Origin of the sequence: Nitrobacter sp. 62-13, assembly GCF_001896955.1 — a bacterium.
Lineage (GTDB): Bacteria > Pseudomonadota > Alphaproteobacteria > Rhizobiales > Xanthobacteraceae > Nitrobacter.
The window spans coordinates 4,024-22,292 of the sequence record NZ_MKRN01000080.1; the positions used below are offsets into that span (position 1 = coordinate 4,024).

Here is an 18,269-nt window from a genome sequence, read left to right on the forward strand (position 1 = left end):
GAATGATTACGGTGGGACCACCGTTCCTGACGTCGTGGGCCAACTCCGCGTCGACCAGGCCTGGGGCTCGTTCCAGGCGTCGGTTGCGGCCCACAACAACAATCCCGCCTACTATACCGATCAAGCAAGTGGCGGTCCGCGAGACAAGTGGGGTTGGGCCGGTCAGCTCGCTCTATCGATTAAGAACCTTCCGACCGGTCCGGGCGATACGGTCGACTTTCAGGGCGTCTATACCAACGGCGCGACGCGTTACAACATCCAGGATCTGGCCGCGGCGGCGGGTCTCAACACGATCTACACCGGCATAACCGGCATTGGATACGGCTTTGCGCCGGATGCGGTATTTGGTCCTGGCGGTCAGCTTGAGCTGGTCTCGACGTGGGGCATGCGCGGTGCATTCAACCACAACTGGAACCTTTACTGGGCCACGTCGGTTTTCGGCGCTTACGCATCGGTCAGGTACACCGGCGCTGCCAAAAGCCTGATGTGCGGCGTGGGCGGTACAGTTCCTACAATACTTGGTGCGGGCGTCATCACCTGCAATCCTGACTACAATATCGGGCAGGTTGGTGCGAACCTCCGATGGACTCCGGTTAAGAATCTGACGTTCACGACCGAGGCGCTCTACACCATGCTGGATCAGAAGTATGCCGGCGTTGCGAGCCTTCCTGCGGCCGACGCCGTCGGCAAGCCTGCGGGGAATTACAACCTCAAGGATCAAAATACCTGGACCCTGATGTTCCGCGCCCAGCGTAGCTGGTAACGCCGGCCATCTGGACCCTTGGAAGCTGCCGGAGGCTGTTTGTCGGCGAGGCGAAGTCGGCGGAAAATCCCCGTAAGTCATCCATCGGGTCAAGAGGCGCTTGGCGCGTCGGGATGGAGACGCATTTGGCGTTTCGGGCCGGGTTTGTCGTTAACCGAGGCCTGGCCCTTGCCCGACGCTCGATCCTCGGTCTCATTCAGTTTTCAGCCCCTGAACGCCCTAGCCGTGAGGTCTCAGCACATTGCCGTGATTATCGAGCGACGATGGTGAAGCCGAGGCCTTCGTAATATAAATAATAATTAATTTAGAGCGAATGGATAAGCAGAATGCGAGTAAGAGTTGCGTTTCCCCCTTTTTTGCTGATGACCGTATGCGGCGGTGTTGCTATTTCGTTCCTTATTGCAGTTCCGTCAGCATCGCAGGCCCGAGATTATCCGTATTGCATCAAGGGCGAGTATTACATGAGCGGTACCGGAGATTGCAGTTTCGATACCTACCAGCAATGTCTTGCAACCGCTTCTGGCCGCCGCGCTTATTGCGACGTCAATCCGTTCTATCGCTTTCCGGAAGACGGCCCTGCATACCCCGACATGCATCGGAATTTCCGGCGATAATTCAGGCGCCCGTGACTTTTACGCGCAGGCGCGGCTCGCGCCCTTCGGCGTTTCGGTCCGGATCAAGACGATGCTTCGAATCAAATCTGAAGCGGTTTGCGTTTTGATGAAACACCCCGCTCCATCGCGGCCGTCATAGCCGTTCGAAGAACGCGAGCAAACCTGCCGTAGAGGTCATGCTCTGCTTCCGTCAAATGGGGAATGACTCTCAGCGCGGAGCTACACGAATGGGCGCGCGGGTCCTATACTTATTCGATAGAGCCGCGGTGCAAGTCCGCCTCGATCTGCAACTTCGAGCCTCCGCCGAAGCGGGCGCGGTAGACCTGCAGATTCTCCATGATGCGCTGCACGTAGTTGCGCGTCTCCGAGAATGGGATCAGTTCGACCCAGTCCACCGCATCGACACTGGGATCGCGCGGATCGCCGTAGCGCGCGATCCATTTTCTGACGCTGCCGCGTCCGGCGTTGTAAGCCGCGAAGGTCAGGATGTAGGAACCGCGATAGTCTTCGAGCAGGCCGCCGAGTTCTGCCGCGCCGAGCGCGGCGTTATAGGCGGGCTCGGTTTTCATGCGCTGAAGATCGAATCCGACGCCGTATTTCCTGCAGACATAGCGCCCGGCGTCCGGCGTCACCTGCATGAGCCCGTAGGCGTGAGCCGGAGACACCACCGATGGATTGAAGGCGCTTTCCTGCCGGGCGATCGCATAGACGATGCTGCGTTCGATGTCCGGTCCGATCGATTTGAACGACGGAATTCCGCTGACGGGATAGGCATAGAAATCGAACGGCAGCCCGCGATTGAGCGCGGCCTTGCCGGCCAGCAGCATTCCCCGTGCGTCGCCATGGCGCGCGGCGAGTTCGCCGAGTCCGAGCACCGCGTCCGGATCGCCGTTTTCTCCCATATCGGCAAAGATCGGAAGCGCGAATTCGCCGTTGCCGATCGCATAAAGAAGCTGCACGGCGCGCACGACCTCCAGCCGTTCGACGCCGCGCGTCCGGCTGCCGGGAACGCCGCGCAGTTCAATCTGAGGCAGCCCGAGTTTGGCGCGCGCGAGCTGGCCGTAGTAGCTCGTGGAATGCTCGGCTGCCGCGGCATAGGCATGACGGGCTTCCTGGATACGGCCTGCCGCCTCGGCGGCGCGGCCCTGCCAGTAGCCGGCTCGCGCCAACGCGGTCGGATTGACGCTGCCGACTCCGATGCGCGCGAAATGCCGGGCGGCGGTGTTGGGGTCTTTCAGGAAACGCAGCGCGATCCAGCCGGCGGTGAACTCCTGCTCGGTCTTGTAGATATCCCGGGCGGGAAGCGCCGCATCGCGCGCGATGAGATATGCGGTGCGATACTGGCCCACGTCGATCATCTTGCGTGCAAGCAGCCGCCGCTCGATCCACCATTCATCGACATTGTAAAGCCGGTTGGGATCGCGCGGCGCGTTCAGCATCAGCCGCGCGGCTTCTTCGAACTTCTCCTCGCGCCGCAGAAGCTGGATGCGGGCGAAGATATAGCCGGGATCGCCGTGCAGCTCGCGCGGGACGTTTTCAAGCAGCGCGCGCAAGCTGGACGATTTGCGGTCGGCGGCGATCCGCGCTCTGGCGAGGGCGACCTCGGCGCTTCCGAGCCGCTTTGCCGCACGCAGCGCCGCATCGCTTTCGCGACCATAAAGCAGATAATCCATCCGCGCTTTCTGGTCGCCCGGCGTCAGCAGCGCACCGAATACTTCAAGTGCTTTCTCCTCGAGCGCTTGTGACATCGAATCCGTCCGCCAGGCCTCGCGGATCAACTGCACGGCGTTGGCGCGGTCGCCGCGCGCGAGCAACGCGCGTGCCAGCGCGAACCGTCCCTTGGCCGACAACGGTCGTTCGTTCTCGAACCAGGCCAGCACAGTGCGATCGTCGCGGCTGTCGTCCCACAGCGCAGCTTCCGCGCGCCGGCGCAGGAATGTCTGCGATGGCCAGCTCGGATTGGCTTCGATGAAGGCGCGATAACGCTCGGTCGGCGCGCCGTTGTCTTGGCTGCGCAGGATGATCCACTCGGCGAGCTTGCGGGCCACCGGGTCAGCCATGCCGGCCTCGACCTGCGTGGCGTCGGACGTTCTGCGCTTGCGGCTCAGATCGATGACGTTCTGAAGCGCCTCGAGATCGGCGCGCGACGTCGCTGATATCGCGGCCATCGCGGCCCTCGGAACGGGCACGCGTTTCGGCGGCGGCGGGAGCACGGCGTGCTTGCGTGTGGCCGGTTGAATTGCCGGGGCTGCGGTGGCTTTGTCCTTGTCCGGAGTTGAGGTCTTGCCATGCGCATGGCCGGCGGCGGTCTTCGGGGCGGCGTGGCGTGAAGTCGGCCGCGGCTTCGGTGCCGGAGTCTTGGTGGCCTTCTCAGTCTTCGCGGCTTTCTCGGTCTTCGCGGCCTTCTCGGCATTTGCAGCCACAGTCAAAAGCCCGGCCGCCAACGCCACGCCCGCGCCGAAAATAGCGGTTCGCAACCTTGATGCGCGGGCAGGCAATGTCACGGCAACCCCTCTCGGCAAATCACGCAGACCCCAAAAATCCCATGACTATTTCATTGAAAATGTGGACAAAGCACTAAAATTCGGGTGACGGACTTATATACGCCCCAACCGCGGCGAAATCGCGGCTGTCTGCTCGCAGGCGCGGACCTTTCGTCGCGGCGTCAGACCCGATATGACTGATGCAACATCGAATTTGGCACGGCGAAGCCGCGCAGCGTTGGAGCGGATCATGGCAAGCAAGGCGAGATTCCAGGGGTCGTATACGGCCCTGGTGACGCCATTCAAGAACGGCTCCGTCGATGAGGCAGCTTTTCGCGGCCTGGTGAGTTGGCAGATCGGCGAAGGCGTCCAGGGGCTCGTGCCGGTCGGCACAACCGGCGAAAGCCCGACGCTGAGCCACGACGAACACCGCAAGGTGGTGGAATGGTGCGTCGACGAGGCGAAAGGCCGGGTTCCGGTGATCGCGGGCGCGGGCTCGAATTCGACCCGCGAGGCGGTCGATCTGGCTGTCCACGCCGAGAAGGCCGGCGCCGACGCGGTGCTGGTGGTGACGCCCTACTACAACAAGCCCACGCAGGAGGGCATGTACCATCACTACAAGGCGGTGAACGACGCGATCGGCATCCCGATCATCATCTATAATATTCCGTCGCGCTCGGTCGTCGATCTCTCGGTGGAGACGATGGCGCGGCTGTTCGAACTCAAGAACATCGCCGGCGTCAAGGATGCCACCGCCAATGTGGCGCGGGTTTCCCTGCAGCGCCGTGCGATGGGTTCGGACTTCATCCAGTTGTCGGGCGAAGACATGACGGCGCTCGCCTTCATGGCGGCAGGCGGACACGGCTGCATCTCGGTATCCGCCAATGTGGCGCCGAAGCTGTGTGCGAGCCTGATGTCGGCGGTACTGAGCGGCGACTATGCCACCGGGCTCAAGATTCAGGACCGGCTGGTGCCGTTGCACGACGCCATTTTCAAGGAGCCGGGCGTCGCCGGAGCCAAGCACGGCCTCAAGCTGCTCGGCCGTCTCGATGAAATCGTGCGCCTGCCGTTGATGCCGGTGACGCCGGCGACCGGAAAGATCATTCGCGACGCCATGGTGCATGCGGGCTTGCTTAACTGAGGTCCGGTCTCTCACTTAGGTTGCCGCTGCTGCGCGAAGCGGCGAAATATCGGGGAGAAACGCGATGCTGAAGGAATTTCGCGAATTCGCGATGAAGGGAAATGTCGTCGATCTCGCTGTCGGCGTCATCATCGGCGCTGCGTTCGGAGCCATCGTCTCCTCGATGGTCGCCGACATCATCATGCCGATCATCGGCGCCGTCACGGGCGGCCTCGACTTCTCGAACCATTTCACGCCGCTGTCGAAGGCGGTGAACGCCTCGAACCTGGCTGACGCCAAGAAACAGGGCGCGGTGCTGGCATGGGGCCACTTCCTGACCCTGACGCTGAACTTCCTGATCGTCGCCTTCGTGCTGTTCATCGTTATCAAAGGCATGAACAGACTGAAGCGCAAGGAAGAGGCGGCATCCGCGGCGCCGCCGAAGCCGACCCGCGAGGAAGAACTGCTGACCGAGATCCGCGATCTGCTGAAAGCGAAAAGATAAGGCGCGGCGGCTGGTATAATGGATCGAAATTTCGAAGTTCGCATCAGAGATAGCTGCAACGACATACGAACTTCGGAATCGAGACACTAGAAGGATCGGGGGTCGCCGCCATTCCATGAAAAGGCGACGTCCGGAGGTTTTCAGATATGGCCGAGAAGAACGAACGCGCGATCAAGGTCGTCGCTGAAAATCGCAAGGCGCGATTCAACTATGCGATCGAGGATACGGTCGAGGCCGGCATCGCGCTGACCGGAACCGAGGTCAAGTCGATCCGCCGCGGCAAGACAACGATCGCCGAATCCTACGCCGATTCGAAAGACGGCGAGATCTGGTTGATCAACGCCAACATTCCCGAATACCTGCAGGCCAACCGCTTCAATCACGAGCCGAAGCGGCCGCGCAAGCTGCTGCTGCACAGGAAGCAGATCAACAAGCTGATGGGCGCGGTCGATCGCGAGGGTATGACGCTAATTCCGCTCAAGCTCTATTTCAACGAACGAGGACGGGCCAAGCTGCTGCTGGCGGTCGCCAAGGGCAAGAAGCTGCACGACAAGCGCGAGAGCGAGAAGAAGCGCGACTGGGGCCGCGAGAAAGGCCGGTTGCTGCGGGCGAGGGGATGAGAATCCCCTTCATCGCTGAAGACGCTGCGAAGTGATCCGGTTCGACCGTTTCGTCATTTCGCTTTCCGGCGATGGTCGCGAACGCCAGGGAGAACCTCCCGATGAATCAAAGGAATCTGTTCGAGGTCGACTGGAGCAAGATTCCGGCCCCGGCCGACGACGGCGCCGCGCGGCACTTGCCCGGAAGAACGATTCCGCCTCTCGATCTGGTTGCGACCGACAACTCGTCGGTGAGGCTGTCGGCGTTGAAAGGTCGAACGGTGGTGTTCGCCTATCCGCGCACCGGCGAACCGGGCAAGATCGGTCCGGTCGACGACTGGGACATGATTCCGGGCGCGCGAGGCTGCACGCCGCAGGCTTGCGCGTTCCGCGATCTGTTCGCCGAGTTGAAGGCGGCCGGCGCAGGTCACGTGTTTGGTCTGTCGACGCAGGATCACGACTACCAGAGCGAAATGGCTGCGCGGCTGCATCTGCCGTTCGCCGTGCTGTCGGACGAGGGGCTTTCGCTGACCCGCGCGCTCGAACTGCCGACCATGGCGGTCGCGGGGCTGACCCTGATCAGGCGGATGACGCTGATCGTCGATGACGGCCGGATCAATCACGTATTCTACCCGGTATTTCCACCCGACCTGAATGCGGGCGAGGTATTGGCGTGGCTGAGGGCGAATCCCGTTTCGTGATAGATGCGAGCGAGAATCGTTTGCCTCGGCGGGTTTTGGCCCCGGCCGTTAAATTTTGATCGATCGATTCAAGGTTATTTCAGGTTTACCGTGATTTGCTCTCGGCATGCGGATCAAACAGAAGCGCGCCATTCGGCGCATGCGGCGGCGGCATCAACGGGCCTGGCTTGTGCTCGACTCGGTCCAAGGCAGATCGGAATGCGAGGTCATGGACATCTCCAGCGATGGCGCGCGCCTTGTGATCGCCTCGGGGTTGACCCTGCCAAAGCGTTTCGGCGTCGCGCTGGTCCCGAATTCGCCGCCGCGGGAGTGTGAACGAGTCTGGCGAAATGGCGAGATGATGGGCGTCCGTTTCACCGAGCCGCGGTAGGATCAGCAGCGGCTAGCAGGCTGTTGAAAAAGTCTCCAACCGTCATTTCCGGGGCGCAACGAAGGTGCGAACCCGGAATCCAGCCACACTGATTTTCTTCGTATTTCTGGATTCCGGATCGCCGCTTGCGCGGCGTCCGGAATGACGATGTTGATTTTTCAGCAGCCGGCTAGAGCAGGATCCCGAAAAGTGGAAACCGGTTTTCGGAAAAAGATCATGCTCAAACAAAAGGATAAGCGACGAGTCTGATTCAACTCAGTTGAAGCAGACTCTAGCGTTTTCAAGCGACGTGGAATCCGGCGTGGAGAAAACGCGCGTCTAATCAAGACTCGAGGTCGGCGCGCACCCGCGCGAATACGTTCTCGAACATTTCGGGCGTCAGGACGCGGGTGTTGGTGTTGTAGCGGGAGCAGTGATAGCTGTCGTAAAGCCGGACCGCGCCGGCGTCATGCATGGCGCCATGCGCAAAGGGCGCGGCATTGGCGCGCAGCCCAAGTCCCTTCACCACGGAATCGTGAGCAATGCGGCCGAGCGCGACAACCGCTCGCAGGCGGGGCATCGATGCCAGCGTGGCGGTGAGGAACGTGCGGCAGGTGTTGATCTCGGCCGGCAGCGGCTTGTTTTGCGGCGGGACGCAGCGCACCGCATTGCTGATTCGGCAATCGAGCAAGGTGAGGCCGTCGTCGGGGCGCGCCCCGTAGTGGCCGGCGGCGAAGCCGTATTTCAGCAACGTTGCATAGAGCAGGTCGCCGGCGTAATCGCCGGTGAAGGGCCGTCCGGTGCGGTTGGCGCCTTGCACGCCCGGCGCGAGGCCGACGATCAGCAAGGACGCATCGGGGCTGCCGAAAGAGGGCACGGGGGCGTTGAACCAGTCCGGTTCGCGCGCCCGCACCGACAAGCGATAGTCGACCAGCCGCGGACAGAGCGGGCAATCGCGGCCGGGTTCTGCGTTTGCGGGGTTCGCGCCGGCGGGAGCAGGTTCGGCGCGCGACTGCGCGTCAGTCCTCGAAATCGTCTTCATCACCCCGATGCGCCATGGCGGTGGACCGCTGCAGGAATTGCGGCGCATGGTGGCGCGGGTCGCGCGCCGCCTGACGCTCCGACGGATCGCGGCCGAGTTTCGGCTGCAGGTCGACGAGATCGGTGAAGACGTCCGCCTGGCGGCGCAGTTCATCGGCGATCATCGGCGGCTGGCTTGCGATCGTGGAAATGACGGTCACGCGCACGCCGCGGCGCTGCACCGCCTCGACCAGCGAGCGGAAATCGCCGTCGCCCGAGAACAGCACCATCTGGTCGACGTGTTCGGCAAGCTCCATCGCATCGACCGCAAGTTCGATATCCATGTTGCCCTTGACCTTGCGGCGGCCGCTGGTGTCGACGAATTCCTTGGTGGCTTTCGTGACCACCGTGTATCCGTTGTAGTCGAGCCAGTCGATCAGCGGCCGTATCGAGGAATATTCCTGGTCCTCGATGATCGCGGTGTAATAAAAGGCGCGAACCAGCGTGCCCCTCGACTGGAATTCCTTCAGCAGGCGCTTGTAGTCGATGTCGAAGCCGAGCGTCTTGGCGGTTGCGTAAAGATTGGCGCCATCGATAAAGAGCGCGATCTTGTTGGAGGCGGGTGACATCAAGCGTTCTCGTGATCGTTGTTGGCGTTATTGGTGCGGCCGAGGCCAGCCGCGCTTTCCAATGATGCAAATCGCACCTTGCGGATCAGACTGAAGCAAACAATAACGCAATGATGTGAGGCAACGGGCAACGTAGGATACGATGAGGAAGCAATGAAGCGATTTCTTGTCCGATCAGGACATATTCCGCTTCTCCGGACGTCTGCCTTCTGGCTCCGATATTGGCTATCAGAGACCGGCCTTCGCGCCAAACGTTAAATTCCCTGTTGCGAAATCCGCAAACCCGCTATACCTAGCAGATATATCTCATAGTTTCGATCACATTAACGGAGCGACAGGCGATGGCGCGCGTCACCGTGGAAGACTGCATTGACAAGGTCGACAACCGGTTCGACCTGGTTCTCTTGGCCGCGCACCGTGCGCGGATGATTTCGTCGGGCTCGCAACTTACGATTGACCGCGACAACGACAAGAATCCGGTGGTTTCGCTCCGTGAAATCGCGGAGCAGACCATTTCGCCCGAAGACATGCGCGAGGAGCTGGTTCATTCCTTGCAGAAGTTTGTCGAGGTCGACGAGCCGGAGCCGGATACTGTGCCCCTGATCGGCTCGGCCGGGGCGAGCGTCGATGCCGACGACACCGAGGTCGCGCTCGAACGCATGACCGAGGAAGAGTTACTGAAGGGTCTGGAAGGGCTCGCACCTCCCGAAGAGCAGCCCGAAGAGGACGAGTGAGTGCCTGTCGGCCTCGCCAGATTGCAAGCCCGGACCCTGGTCCGGGCTTTTGCGTTCTGGTGATCCGATTCTGACCTGTCTCAGCGGGCGCCCCGGAGGCGGGGCGACTGTCGCGGCGGTGGCGATCGTCCGCTGGGAGCTTCCTTGCTCCGATAACCAAAATCTCGTGCGGCAAAAGTTCGAATTCGACTTTCGGACGGGACAATCTAGGATAGATATTGGCGGGTGAGCGGATCACTCCCGTGTGATGAAAGCGTTGAGTTCGATGGCGAGTTGGCCTCGCAGGAAGGGGCAGATGCAGACCGCGCCCGATTCGGTCGGGGTGGCACCGACGCCGGTCGTCCCGGCCAAGCCGCCGCGCCCGCGCATGATGCGCCAGTATGATCTGGTCGAGCGCGTCCGCTCCTACAATCCGGACACCGACGAGGATTTGCTGAATCGGGCCTATGTCTATGCCATGAAGGCCCACGGCGAGCAGACGCGGGCATCCGGCGATCCCTATTTTTCCCATCCGCTTGAGGTCGCGGCCATCCTGACCAGTCTCAAGCTCGACGACGCCACCATCGTCGCGGCGCTGCTGCACGACACCATCGAGGATACCGAGGCCACCCGGGCCGAGATCGACAACATGTTCGGTCACGAGATCGGTGCGCTGGTCGAGGGCCTGACCAAGCTGAAACGGCTGGAGCTGGTCTCGCGCGAGGCCAAGCAGGCCGAAAACCTGCGCAAGCTGCTGCTGGCGATCGCCGAAGACGTCCGCGTGTTGCTGATCAAGCTCGCCGACCGGCTGCACAACATGCGCACCCTGGAATTCGTGCCGCCCGCGTCGCGTCAGCGCATCGCCGAGGAGACCCTCGACATCTACGCGCCGCTTGCTGGCCGCATGGGCATGCAGGAGATGCGCGAGGAGCTGGAGGATCTGGCGTTCCGCACCCTCGATCCGGAGGCGCACACCGTGGTTGCCCAGCGGCTCGACGCGCTGGCCGAGCGGAACCGCAACCTGATCGGCGAGATCGAGAGCCAGCTTACGACCAGTCTTGCGAACAAGGGCATCGCCGCGCGGGTGAGCGGTCGTCGCAAGCAGCCGTTTTCGATCTGGACCAAGATGGAAAGAAAATCGGTCGGCTTCGAGCAGCTTTCGGACATTTTCGGATTTCGCGTCGTGATGCCCGATGTCGAAGCCTGCTATCGCGCGCTCGGCGTGGTCCATACGACGTGGCCGGTCGTGCCCGGACGCTTCAAGGACTACATTTCGACGCCGAAGCAGAACGACTATCGCTCGATTCACACCACCGTGATCGGACCGGGCAACCAACGGGTCGAACTGCAATTGCGCACCGCGCAGATGGACCGTATCGCCGAATTCGGCATCGCCGCCCATGCCTTTTACAAGGACCGGACGGGTTCGCCGACCGAATTGCTCAATCGCGAGTCCAATGCTTTCGCCTGGTTGCGCCACACCATCGAGATGCTCTCGGAGAGCGTCAATCCGGAAGAGTTTCTCGAGCACACCAAGCTGGAGCTGTTTCACGATCAGGTGTTCTGCTTCACCCCGAAGGGGAAGCTGATCGCGCTGCCGCGGCATGCCAATGTCATCGACTTTGCCTACGCCGTGCACACGGACGTCGGCAACAGTACGGTCGGTTGCAAGATCAACGGCAAGTTCGCGCCGCTGTCGTCAGAATTGCAGAACGGCGATGAGGTCGAAGTTCTGACTTCGGCCGCCCAGTCGGCGCCGCCTTCAGCCTGGGAAACGCTTGCGATCACAGGCAAGGCGCGGGCCGCGATCCGGCGCGCCACGCGGGCCGCCGTGCGCGGTCAGTATGTCGGCCTTGGCAGGCGGATCGTCGAGCGCCTGTTCATGCGCGCCAAGATCGAATACGCCGACGACAAACTCACCGGCGCGTTACCGCGGCTGGCGCGCACGACCATCGAGGACGTGATGGCTTCGGTCGGTCGCGGGGAGTTGCGCGCCTCCGACGTCGCGCGCGCGATGTATCCGGACTACAAGGAGGAGCGGTCGGGTCGCTTCGGCGTCAAGAAGAGCCTGGCGGAGAAGTTGAAATTGAAATCGCCGCCGGATCCTGCCCGCAGCCCGCTGGCGATTCCGATCGGCGGCATCAATTCGAATTTGCCGGTCAAGTTCGCGCCCAATGGCGGCGCGGTGCCCGGCGACCGCATTGTCGGCATCGTCACGCCGGGCGAGGGCATCACGATCTATCCGATCCAGTCTCCGGCGCTGACGGATTTTGAGGAAGAGCCCGAGCGTTGGCTCGACGTTCGCTGGGATGTCGACGACACCACCCCGCAGCGGTTTCCGGCGCGCATCGTGGTGGATAGCCTCAACGAACCCGGCAGTCTGGCGCAGGTCGCGACCGTGATCGCCGAGCACGACGGTAATATCGACAATATCGGCATGGCGAGGCGCTCGTCCGACTTCACCGAAATGACGATCGATCTCGAAGTTTACGATCTCAAGCATCTCAGCGCCATCATCGCCCAGTTGCGCGCCAAGGACGTTGTGGCGCGGGTCGAGCGGGTCAATGGCTAGCGGCCCGATTTCAGCATTGGCATCCCGTTGCGGCAGTTTTGAATTTGACATTCGCTTGCCGGGTTGTCTGCAAAGTGGGTAGTGAATGTCGGGTTCACTCTACCAGGCGTGTCATTGCCGGGTTCGATCCGGCAACCTATCCACCCAAAAAAATCAGCGTCCGCATCAAGTCCGGGCGTGATAAACGGCGGTCTGTTCCATGCTCAATCCTTCCGCGATCCGTCTCGGACTCAATGTCGATCACGTCGCCACCCTGCGCAACGCGCGAGGCAGCGCGCGGCCCGACCCGGTGCGCATCGCGCTTGCGGCGGTCGAGGCGGGCGTCGACGGCATCACCGCGCATCTGCGTGAGGATCGCCGCCACATTCGCGACGTCGACATGGCGCGGCTGAAGGCCGAAATTCCAAGACCGCTCAACTTCGAAATGGCCGCGACGGCCGAGATGCAGCGAATTGCATTGGCCACCAAACCACATGCGGTCTGTCTCGTGCCGGAGCGCCGCGAGGAACTGACCACGGAGGGCGGGCTCGATCTGGTCGGCCAGCGCGACGCGCTGGCGCCTTTCATCGCGAAATTCAACGACGCCGGCATCCGGGTGTCGCTGTTCATTTCCGCCGATCCGGAGCAGATCGAGACGGCGGCGCGACTGCGCGCACCGGCCATCGAGGTTCATACCGGCGGCTGGTGCGATGCCGTCGTCGGCGGTCACAAGGAGAAGGCGGATGCCGAATGGCGCCGCATTGTCGAAGGCGCCGCATTGGCCAGGGCGGCGGGCCTTGAGGTTCACGCCGGGCACGGTCTCGATTATGCCACGGCGGAGACGATCGCGGCGCTGCCCGAGATCGTCGAACTGAATATCGGTTACTTCATGATGGGGGAGGCGCTGCTCGTCGGTATCGCTGAGACCGTACGCATGATGCGTGCGGCCATGGATCGCGGCCGTGCCAGGCTGAAGGCGCCCCCCGCATGATCATCGGCATCGGCTCCGATCTGGTCGATATTCGCCGGGTAGCGAAAGTTATCGAGCGGCACGGTGACCGGTTTCTCGATCGTATCTTCACGGACACCGAGCGGGCGAAGGCGGAGCGCCGCGCCAACAACGAAAAGCTGGTGGTAGCGACCTACGCAAAACGGTTCGCTGCGAAGGAAGCCTGCTCCAAGGCGCTCGGCACCGGAATCAGGCGTGGCGTGTGGTGGCGGGACATGGGGGTCGTCAATCTGCCGGCCGGGCGACCCACCATGGTGCTGACGGGCGGAGCGCTGAAGCAGTTGCAGATCCTGACGCCGGAGGGCTTTGAGGCGCGGATCGACCTCAGCCTGACCGATGACTGGCCGGTGGCGCAGGCCTTTGTCATAATTTCGGCCGTCACACCGGGCAAATTTTGATTGCCGGTTTTCGATTCGACATCGTGTCCGAAAACTAAAAGTCACGTGATATCATGATGTTAGTTGGCGTCGGCGGTGGGATCGATTGCGCGGTTGCAAACAACGGTCTAAAAAGCCGAAGTTACTTCGGGCCGGTGTGGTACTTCGGCGGCTCGCGAACTTCTGAACCTCAAACCACACCAAAAGTCATAAAGTTGCTAGTGTTCCTCTGATTCCGAAGATCGCTTCAAGGGTGGTGCAAGGACATGCGATGCGAACTGCGGGATCGGGACACTAGGTGAATTCAGTACGAATCGTGCGCGGGGTGCGCGCGGATTCGTCCAGACCACAGAATTAGCGGCGTTTTGTGCGGAACGGATACGCTTCGCCTTGGAACGCTTTTGCCGTCGTTTTAGGCGGCAGCGACGGATATAGGAAAGCGATGAGCGTGACATCCGGAACCAAAACTGAAAGCGGCGTCGGCGAGACCGTCCGTGTCGTTATCCATGCTCTCATCATCGCCCTGGTGATCCGGACCTTCCTGTTTCAGCCATTCAATATTCCATCGGGATCGATGAAGGCGACCCTGCTGGTCGGCGACTACCTGTTCGTTTCGAAGTACTCGTACGGATATAGTCACTTCTCCATTCCTTTCTCGCCGCCGCTGTTTTCCGGGCGTGTCTTCGGCTCCGAACCCAACCGGGGCGATGTCGTGGTGTTTCGTCTGCCGAAGGACAATTCGACCGACTACATCAAGCGCGTCATCGGTCTGCCGGGCGACCGCATCCAGATGAAGGAAGGGCTGCTCTATATCAATGACAAGCCCGTGCAGCGCGAGCGGCTGCCCGATTTTGTCGGGGAAGATCCATGCGGCTCCGACGCGACCGCGCGGGTCAAGCAATGGCAGGAAACGCTGCCGAACGGAGTCACCTACAAGACGCTCGATTGCGTCGACAACGGCTTCTACGACAACACCAACGTCTACACGGTGCCGTCAGGCCATTTCTTCATGATGGGCGACAATCGTGACAATTCCACCGATAGCCGCGTGCTCTCCGCTGTCGGCTATGTGCCGTTTGAGAATCTGGTCGGACGGGCGCAGATGATCTTCTTCTCGATCGGGGAGGGCGAGCACGCCTGGCAGATCTGGCGCTGGCCCACCGCGGTGCGGTGGAAGCGCATCTTCTCCATCGTGCGATGATCGACGAATCGGCTGACATCAAGCCAGTGCCGAGTTCCGACGACGTGGCCGTGCTGTCCGGCACCGAGCCGGCGGCGTCTGCGGCCGCGCCAAGGAAAAAACGGACGCGGACCAGCACAAAGGCGATCATGGCCGCGATCGAACAAAGGCTCGGTCACAAGTTCGCCGATATTTCGCTGCTCGCCACTGCCTTCACTCATGTCTCGGCGCTGAAGTCCTCGAGCGGGCGCGCCGACAGTTATCAGCGTCTCGAATTCCTCGGCGATCACGTGCTCGGCCTGGTGGTCTCCGACATGCTTTACCGCGCCTTTCCCAAGGCGGACGAGGGCGAACTGTCGAAGCGGCTTGCCGATCTCGTGCGCAAGGAAACCTGTATCGACGTCGCCAAGTCGCTCGATCTGCTCGAGGGCATCAAGCTCGGCGCGGTCGGCGCCGGCGCCGGCGCGCGGTTGCGCCGCTCCGTGCTCGGCGATATCTGCGAGGCGGTGATCGGCGCGGTCTATCTCGACGGCGGCTATGCGGCCGCGGCGGCCTTCGTCGAGCGCAACTGGCTCGAGCGGATGCGCAAGCCGGTGCGGCCGCTGCGCGATCCGAAGACCGTGCTGCAGGAGTGGGCGCAGGGCCAGGGACTGCCGACGCCGGTTTATCGCGAGGTGGAGCGCACCGGGCCGCATCACGACCCACGCTTCCGCGTCGCTGTGGAGTTGCCGGGGCTGGAAGCCTCCGAGGGCGTCGGCGGCAGCAAGCGCGCGGCGGAAAAAGCGGCGGCGTCGGCGATGATCGCCCGTGAAGGTGTGAAGTGAGCGAGACCGGCGCGGCGACCCGGTGCGGTTTCGTTGCGTTGATAGGAGCGCCCAATGTCGGCAAGTCCACTCTCGTCAACGCGCTGGTCGGCTCGAAAGTCACGATCGTCTCGCGCAAGGTGCAGACCACCCGAGCACTCATCCGCGGCATCGTCATCGAAAACAACGCCCAGATCGTTCTGGTCGATACGCCCGGCATCTTCGCGCCGAAGCGGCGGCTCGATCGCGCCATGGTCTCGACCGCCTGGAGTGGAGCCCACGACGCCGACCTGGTCTGCGTGCTGCTCGATGCACGCGCAGGCGTCGATAAAGAGGCCGACGCCATCCTGACGAAGCTCGCGAGCGTGGCGCATCCGAAAATTCTCGTGCTGAACAAGATCGATCTCGTGCCCCGCGACAAGCTGCTGGCGCTGGCAAGCGTGGCCAACCAGCGTCTCGCCTTCGAGGACACGTTCATGATTTCGGCGCTGTCCGGCGACGGCGTCGACGATCTCCGCCGCGCGCTCGCCGCACGCGTGCCGGAAGGACCGTTTCATTATCCCGAAGACCAGATGTCGGACGCGCCGCTGCGCCATCTCGCTGCCGAAATCACGCGCGAGAAGATCTACCGCCATCTGCATCAGGAATTGCCGTATCAATCGACGGTCGAAACCGATACCTGGACCGAGCGCAGCGACAAGTCGGTTCGCATCGAGCAGACCATCTTTGTCGAACGCGACAGTCAGCGTAAGATCGTGCTCGGCAAGGGCGGCGCGACCATCAAGGCGATCGGCGCCGACTCCCGCAAGGAGATCGCCGAGATTTTAGGTCAGCCTGTGCACCTGTTCCTGTTTGTGAAGGTGCGTGAGAATTGGGGTGACGATCCGAACCGTTATCGCGAAATGGGACTGGAATTTCCAAAGTCGTAGGGTGCCATGATCATCCCGAGAAACGTACTGCGGTTTGAAGTCCTGCTGTATCTGTCGCTCCTGATCGATACGTTGTCGGCTGCGTTCGTGGAACGTGCGCCGCCCTATGGCGGTGATGCCGCGGATGCAGGCGGCGACATGTTCGTCGTTCTCGTGTTCGTGTTTTTCCTGCTTCTGGTCTGGCTCGCTGCGCGATACCGCAAGAACTGGGCGCGATGGACATTGGTCGCGGCGCTCGCGCTTTCGGTGTTTTCGCTGTTCGATTCACTGAGCCGCGGATTGACGCTGTCCTCCGGGATCGATCTGTTTTCGACCGTATTGGCTGGTGCCGGAATGTATTTCTCATTCACGGACGATGCGAAGGACTGGTTCAACTCCGTCTGATCGATGGCTGCGAAACGCCGCACGATATTATAGACTGGGGCCATGGAATGGACCGACGATGGCATCGTGATCGGGGTGCGGCGGCATGGCGAGTCCTCGGCCATCGTCGAGCTTCTGACGCGCGACCATGGTCGTCATCTCGGCCTTGTGCGCGGCGGCGCCGGATCGCGGATGCGGCCCCTGCTGCAGCCCGGAAATTCGGTCAGCGCATTGTGGCGTGCGCGGCTCGATGAGCATCTCGGCACTTACGCGCTGGAGGCCACGCGGATGCGTGCGGCGACCCTGCTCGCGGCGCCCCATGCGGCCTATGGCGTGACTCATCTGGCGGCGTTGGCGCGGCTGTTGCCCGAGCGCGATCCGCACGAGGATATTTTTAAGATGCTGGAGCGGACGCTGGATGATTTCGACAGCGCCGGCGAGGCGGCGATTCATCTGATCCGGTTCGAACTGGCGATGCTGTCCGAACTCGGTTTCGGTCTCGATCTGTCCGTCTGCGTTGCGACGGGCGCGACCGCCGACCTCGTTTATGTCTCTCCGAAATCGGGAAGCGCGGTCTCGCGGCAGGCCGGTGAACCCTGGCGCGACCGGCTGCTGCGGCTGCCGCCGTTTCTGCGCGAGGATGACAGTGTCGGGCAGGGCTGGTCCGAACAGGACGTGCGTGACGGGTTCGAACTGACCGGTCGCTTCCTGTTGCGCCACGTATTGGAGCCGCGCGGGCAGGGCCATTCCGATGCGCGCGCCGGGTTCATCAACGCGGTGATGAAGCATCAGGCGCGGGCTGGCGCAGGGGCGATTCCTGGATAGGAATGCGATCCAAGCGCCATGCCCGATGGAGGCGGGCATCCGGTAAAATGTCGCCTTCGCGATTATTGACCCCAGGGTGGAGGCGTCCCGGATCTTCCGCTTTCGCGGATGATGACCACCAGTCTGGCTTGGTGGACACGCAATTCCGGTCCGATTCGCGCCTTGTCGCCGCACTCCGCAGGCGTTAACCCGTCTGCATGGGAAAACGATTGATTCCGGCCGAGCCGGCCGAAATTCACGAGGTGCAACTGCGAGATGCTCTGGAAGAGCGCTACCTCGCCTATGCGTTGTCCACCATCATGCATCGCGCCTTGCCCGACGCGCGCGATGGCCTCAAGCCGGTGCATCGCCGCATCCTTTATGGCATGCGGTTGCTGCGGCTCGATCCCGGATCGGCTTTCAAGAAATCCGCCAAGATCGTCGGCGACGTGATGGGCTCATTCCATCCGCACGGCGATCAGGCGATCTACGACGCCATGGTACGGCTCGCGCAGGACTTCGCCTCGCGTTATCCGCTGGTCGACGGTCAGGGCAATTTCGGCAATATCGACGGCGACAATCCCGCCGCCTATCGCTACACCGAAGCGCGCATGACCGATGTCGCGCGGCTGCTGCTTGACGGGATCGACGAGGACGCCGTCGAATTCCGTCCCAACTACGACGGCCAGAGCCGCGAGCCGGTGGTGTTGCCGGGCGGTTTTCCGAACCTGCTCGCCAATGGCGCGCAGGGCATTGC

At 62.1% G+C, this 18,269-nt stretch carries 20 protein-coding genes; 17 read left to right on the forward strand and 3 right to left on the reverse strand.

Features of this window, described 5'->3' with window-relative positions; all coding sequences use genetic code 11:
• A partial coding sequence (locus tag BGN91_RS07580) for a porin (protein WP_292611948.1) occupies window positions 1-763 on the forward strand: 763 nt, incomplete at its 5' end.
• 326 nt (window positions 764-1,089) lie between these two features.
• On the forward strand, window positions 1,090-1,377 hold the full coding sequence (locus BGN91_RS07585) for a DUF3551 domain-containing protein (RefSeq protein ID WP_292611949.1): 288 nt from the start codon (window positions 1,090-1,092) through the stop codon (window positions 1,375-1,377).
• A gap of 248 nt (window positions 1,378-1,625) precedes the next feature.
• Here BGN91_RS07585 and BGN91_RS07590 read toward each other — a convergent pair whose 3' ends face one another.
• Window positions 1,626-3,881 carry a transglycosylase SLT domain-containing protein gene (locus tag BGN91_RS07590; protein WP_292611951.1) on the reverse strand — a complete coding sequence of 752 codons (2,256 nt, stop codon included), beginning with the start codon at window positions 3,879-3,881 and terminating at the stop codon, window positions 1,626-1,628.
• Between the two features lie 229 nt (window positions 3,882-4,110).
• Here BGN91_RS07590 and dapA point away from each other — a divergent pair, with 229 nt between their 5' ends.
• The 5 genes from dapA to BGN91_RS07615 all read left to right on the forward strand — a co-directional run bounded on the left by dapA (window position 4,111) and on the right by BGN91_RS07615 (window position 7,155).
• A complete protein-coding gene (gene dapA, locus BGN91_RS07595; RefSeq protein WP_292611953.1) occupies window positions 4,111-5,001 on the forward strand; it encodes a 4-hydroxy-tetrahydrodipicolinate synthase in 891 nt (296 codons plus the stop codon).
• Window positions 5,002-5,065: 64 nt separating this feature from the next.
• Window positions 5,066-5,485 (forward strand): large conductance mechanosensitive channel protein MscL, encoded by a 420-nt coding sequence (mscL, locus tag BGN91_RS07600; RefSeq protein ID WP_292611954.1) that lies wholly within the window; start codon window positions 5,066-5,068, stop codon window positions 5,483-5,485.
• 146 nt (window positions 5,486-5,631) lie between these two features.
• Entirely contained in the window at window positions 5,632-6,105 is a 474-nt protein-coding gene (gene smpB, locus BGN91_RS07605) for an SsrA-binding protein SmpB (RefSeq protein ID WP_292611955.1), read from the forward strand.
• A gap of 101 nt (window positions 6,106-6,206) precedes the next feature.
• Window positions 6,207-6,785: a peroxiredoxin gene (locus BGN91_RS07610; RefSeq protein ID WP_292611956.1), complete on the forward strand. Its 579-nt coding sequence runs from the start codon at window positions 6,207-6,209 to the stop codon at window positions 6,783-6,785.
• A gap of 208 nt (window positions 6,786-6,993) precedes the next feature.
• Window positions 6,994-7,155 (forward strand): hypothetical protein, encoded by a 162-nt coding sequence (locus BGN91_RS07615; protein WP_292611957.1) that lies wholly within the window; start codon window positions 6,994-6,996, stop codon window positions 7,153-7,155.
• A gap of 322 nt (window positions 7,156-7,477) precedes the next feature.
• Here the strand turns inward: BGN91_RS07615 and BGN91_RS07620 are convergent, their stop codons facing one another.
• The gene (locus BGN91_RS07620; protein ID WP_292611958.1) at window positions 7,478-8,176 is read right to left on the reverse strand and encodes a uracil-DNA glycosylase; all 699 of its coding nucleotides are present in this window, start codon (window positions 8,174-8,176) and stop codon (window positions 7,478-7,480) included.
• The gene (locus tag BGN91_RS07625; protein ID WP_292611959.1) at window positions 8,154-8,783 is read right to left on the reverse strand and encodes an NYN domain-containing protein; all 630 of its coding nucleotides are present in this window, start codon (window positions 8,781-8,783) and stop codon (window positions 8,154-8,156) included. The genes BGN91_RS07620 and BGN91_RS07625 overlap by 23 nt, the downstream gene beginning before the upstream one ends.
• A 341-nt stretch (window positions 8,784-9,124) precedes the next feature.
• On the opposite strand from BGN91_RS07625, the gene rpoZ reads away from it, so the two are divergent.
• From rpoZ to BGN91_RS07675, 10 genes are all read left to right on the forward strand, one after another.
• Entirely contained in the window at window positions 9,125-9,517 is a 393-nt protein-coding gene (gene rpoZ / locus BGN91_RS07630; RefSeq protein ID WP_292611961.1) for a DNA-directed RNA polymerase subunit omega, read from the forward strand.
• A gap of 295 nt (window positions 9,518-9,812) precedes the next feature.
• Complete coding sequence (locus BGN91_RS07635; RefSeq protein ID WP_292611963.1) at window positions 9,813-12,068, forward strand: bifunctional (p)ppGpp synthetase/guanosine-3',5'-bis(diphosphate) 3'-pyrophosphohydrolase; 2,256 nt, start codon at window positions 9,813-9,815, stop codon at window positions 12,066-12,068.
• A gap of 199 nt (window positions 12,069-12,267) precedes the next feature.
• Window positions 12,268-13,038, forward strand: a complete 771-nt coding sequence (locus tag BGN91_RS07640) for a pyridoxine 5'-phosphate synthase (protein ID WP_292611964.1) — start codon at window positions 12,268-12,270, stop codon at window positions 13,036-13,038.
• Entirely contained in the window at window positions 13,035-13,454 is a 420-nt protein-coding gene (gene acpS, locus BGN91_RS07645; protein WP_292611965.1) for a holo-ACP synthase, read from the forward strand. Before BGN91_RS07640 ends, acpS begins: the two co-directional genes overlap by 4 nt.
• Before the next feature lie 421 nt (window positions 13,455-13,875).
• Window positions 13,876-14,634, forward strand: a complete 759-nt coding sequence (lepB, locus tag BGN91_RS07650; RefSeq protein WP_292611967.1) for a signal peptidase I — start codon at window positions 13,876-13,878, stop codon at window positions 14,632-14,634.
• Complete coding sequence (rnc, locus tag BGN91_RS07655) at window positions 14,631-15,437, forward strand: ribonuclease III (RefSeq protein WP_292611968.1); 807 nt, start codon at window positions 14,631-14,633, stop codon at window positions 15,435-15,437. Before lepB ends, rnc begins: the two co-directional genes overlap by 4 nt.
• Window positions 15,434-16,345 (forward strand): GTPase Era, encoded by a 912-nt coding sequence (era, locus tag BGN91_RS07660; protein ID WP_292611969.1) that lies wholly within the window; start codon window positions 15,434-15,436, stop codon window positions 16,343-16,345. Before rnc ends, era begins: the two co-directional genes overlap by 4 nt.
• A 6-nt stretch (window positions 16,346-16,351) precedes the next feature.
• Window positions 16,352-16,729, forward strand: a complete 378-nt coding sequence (locus tag BGN91_RS07665; RefSeq protein WP_292611970.1) for a hypothetical protein — start codon at window positions 16,352-16,354, stop codon at window positions 16,727-16,729.
• A 42-nt stretch (window positions 16,730-16,771) separates the two neighbouring features.
• Window positions 16,772-17,533 carry a DNA repair protein RecO gene (recO, locus tag BGN91_RS07670; RefSeq protein WP_292611972.1) on the forward strand — a complete coding sequence of 254 codons (762 nt, stop codon included), beginning with the start codon at window positions 16,772-16,774 and terminating at the stop codon, window positions 17,531-17,533.
• A 197-nt stretch (window positions 17,534-17,730) separates the two neighbouring features.
• Window positions 17,731-18,269: DNA gyrase subunit A (locus BGN91_RS07675; RefSeq protein WP_292611974.1), on the forward strand; the 539-nt coding region annotated here is incomplete at its 3' end.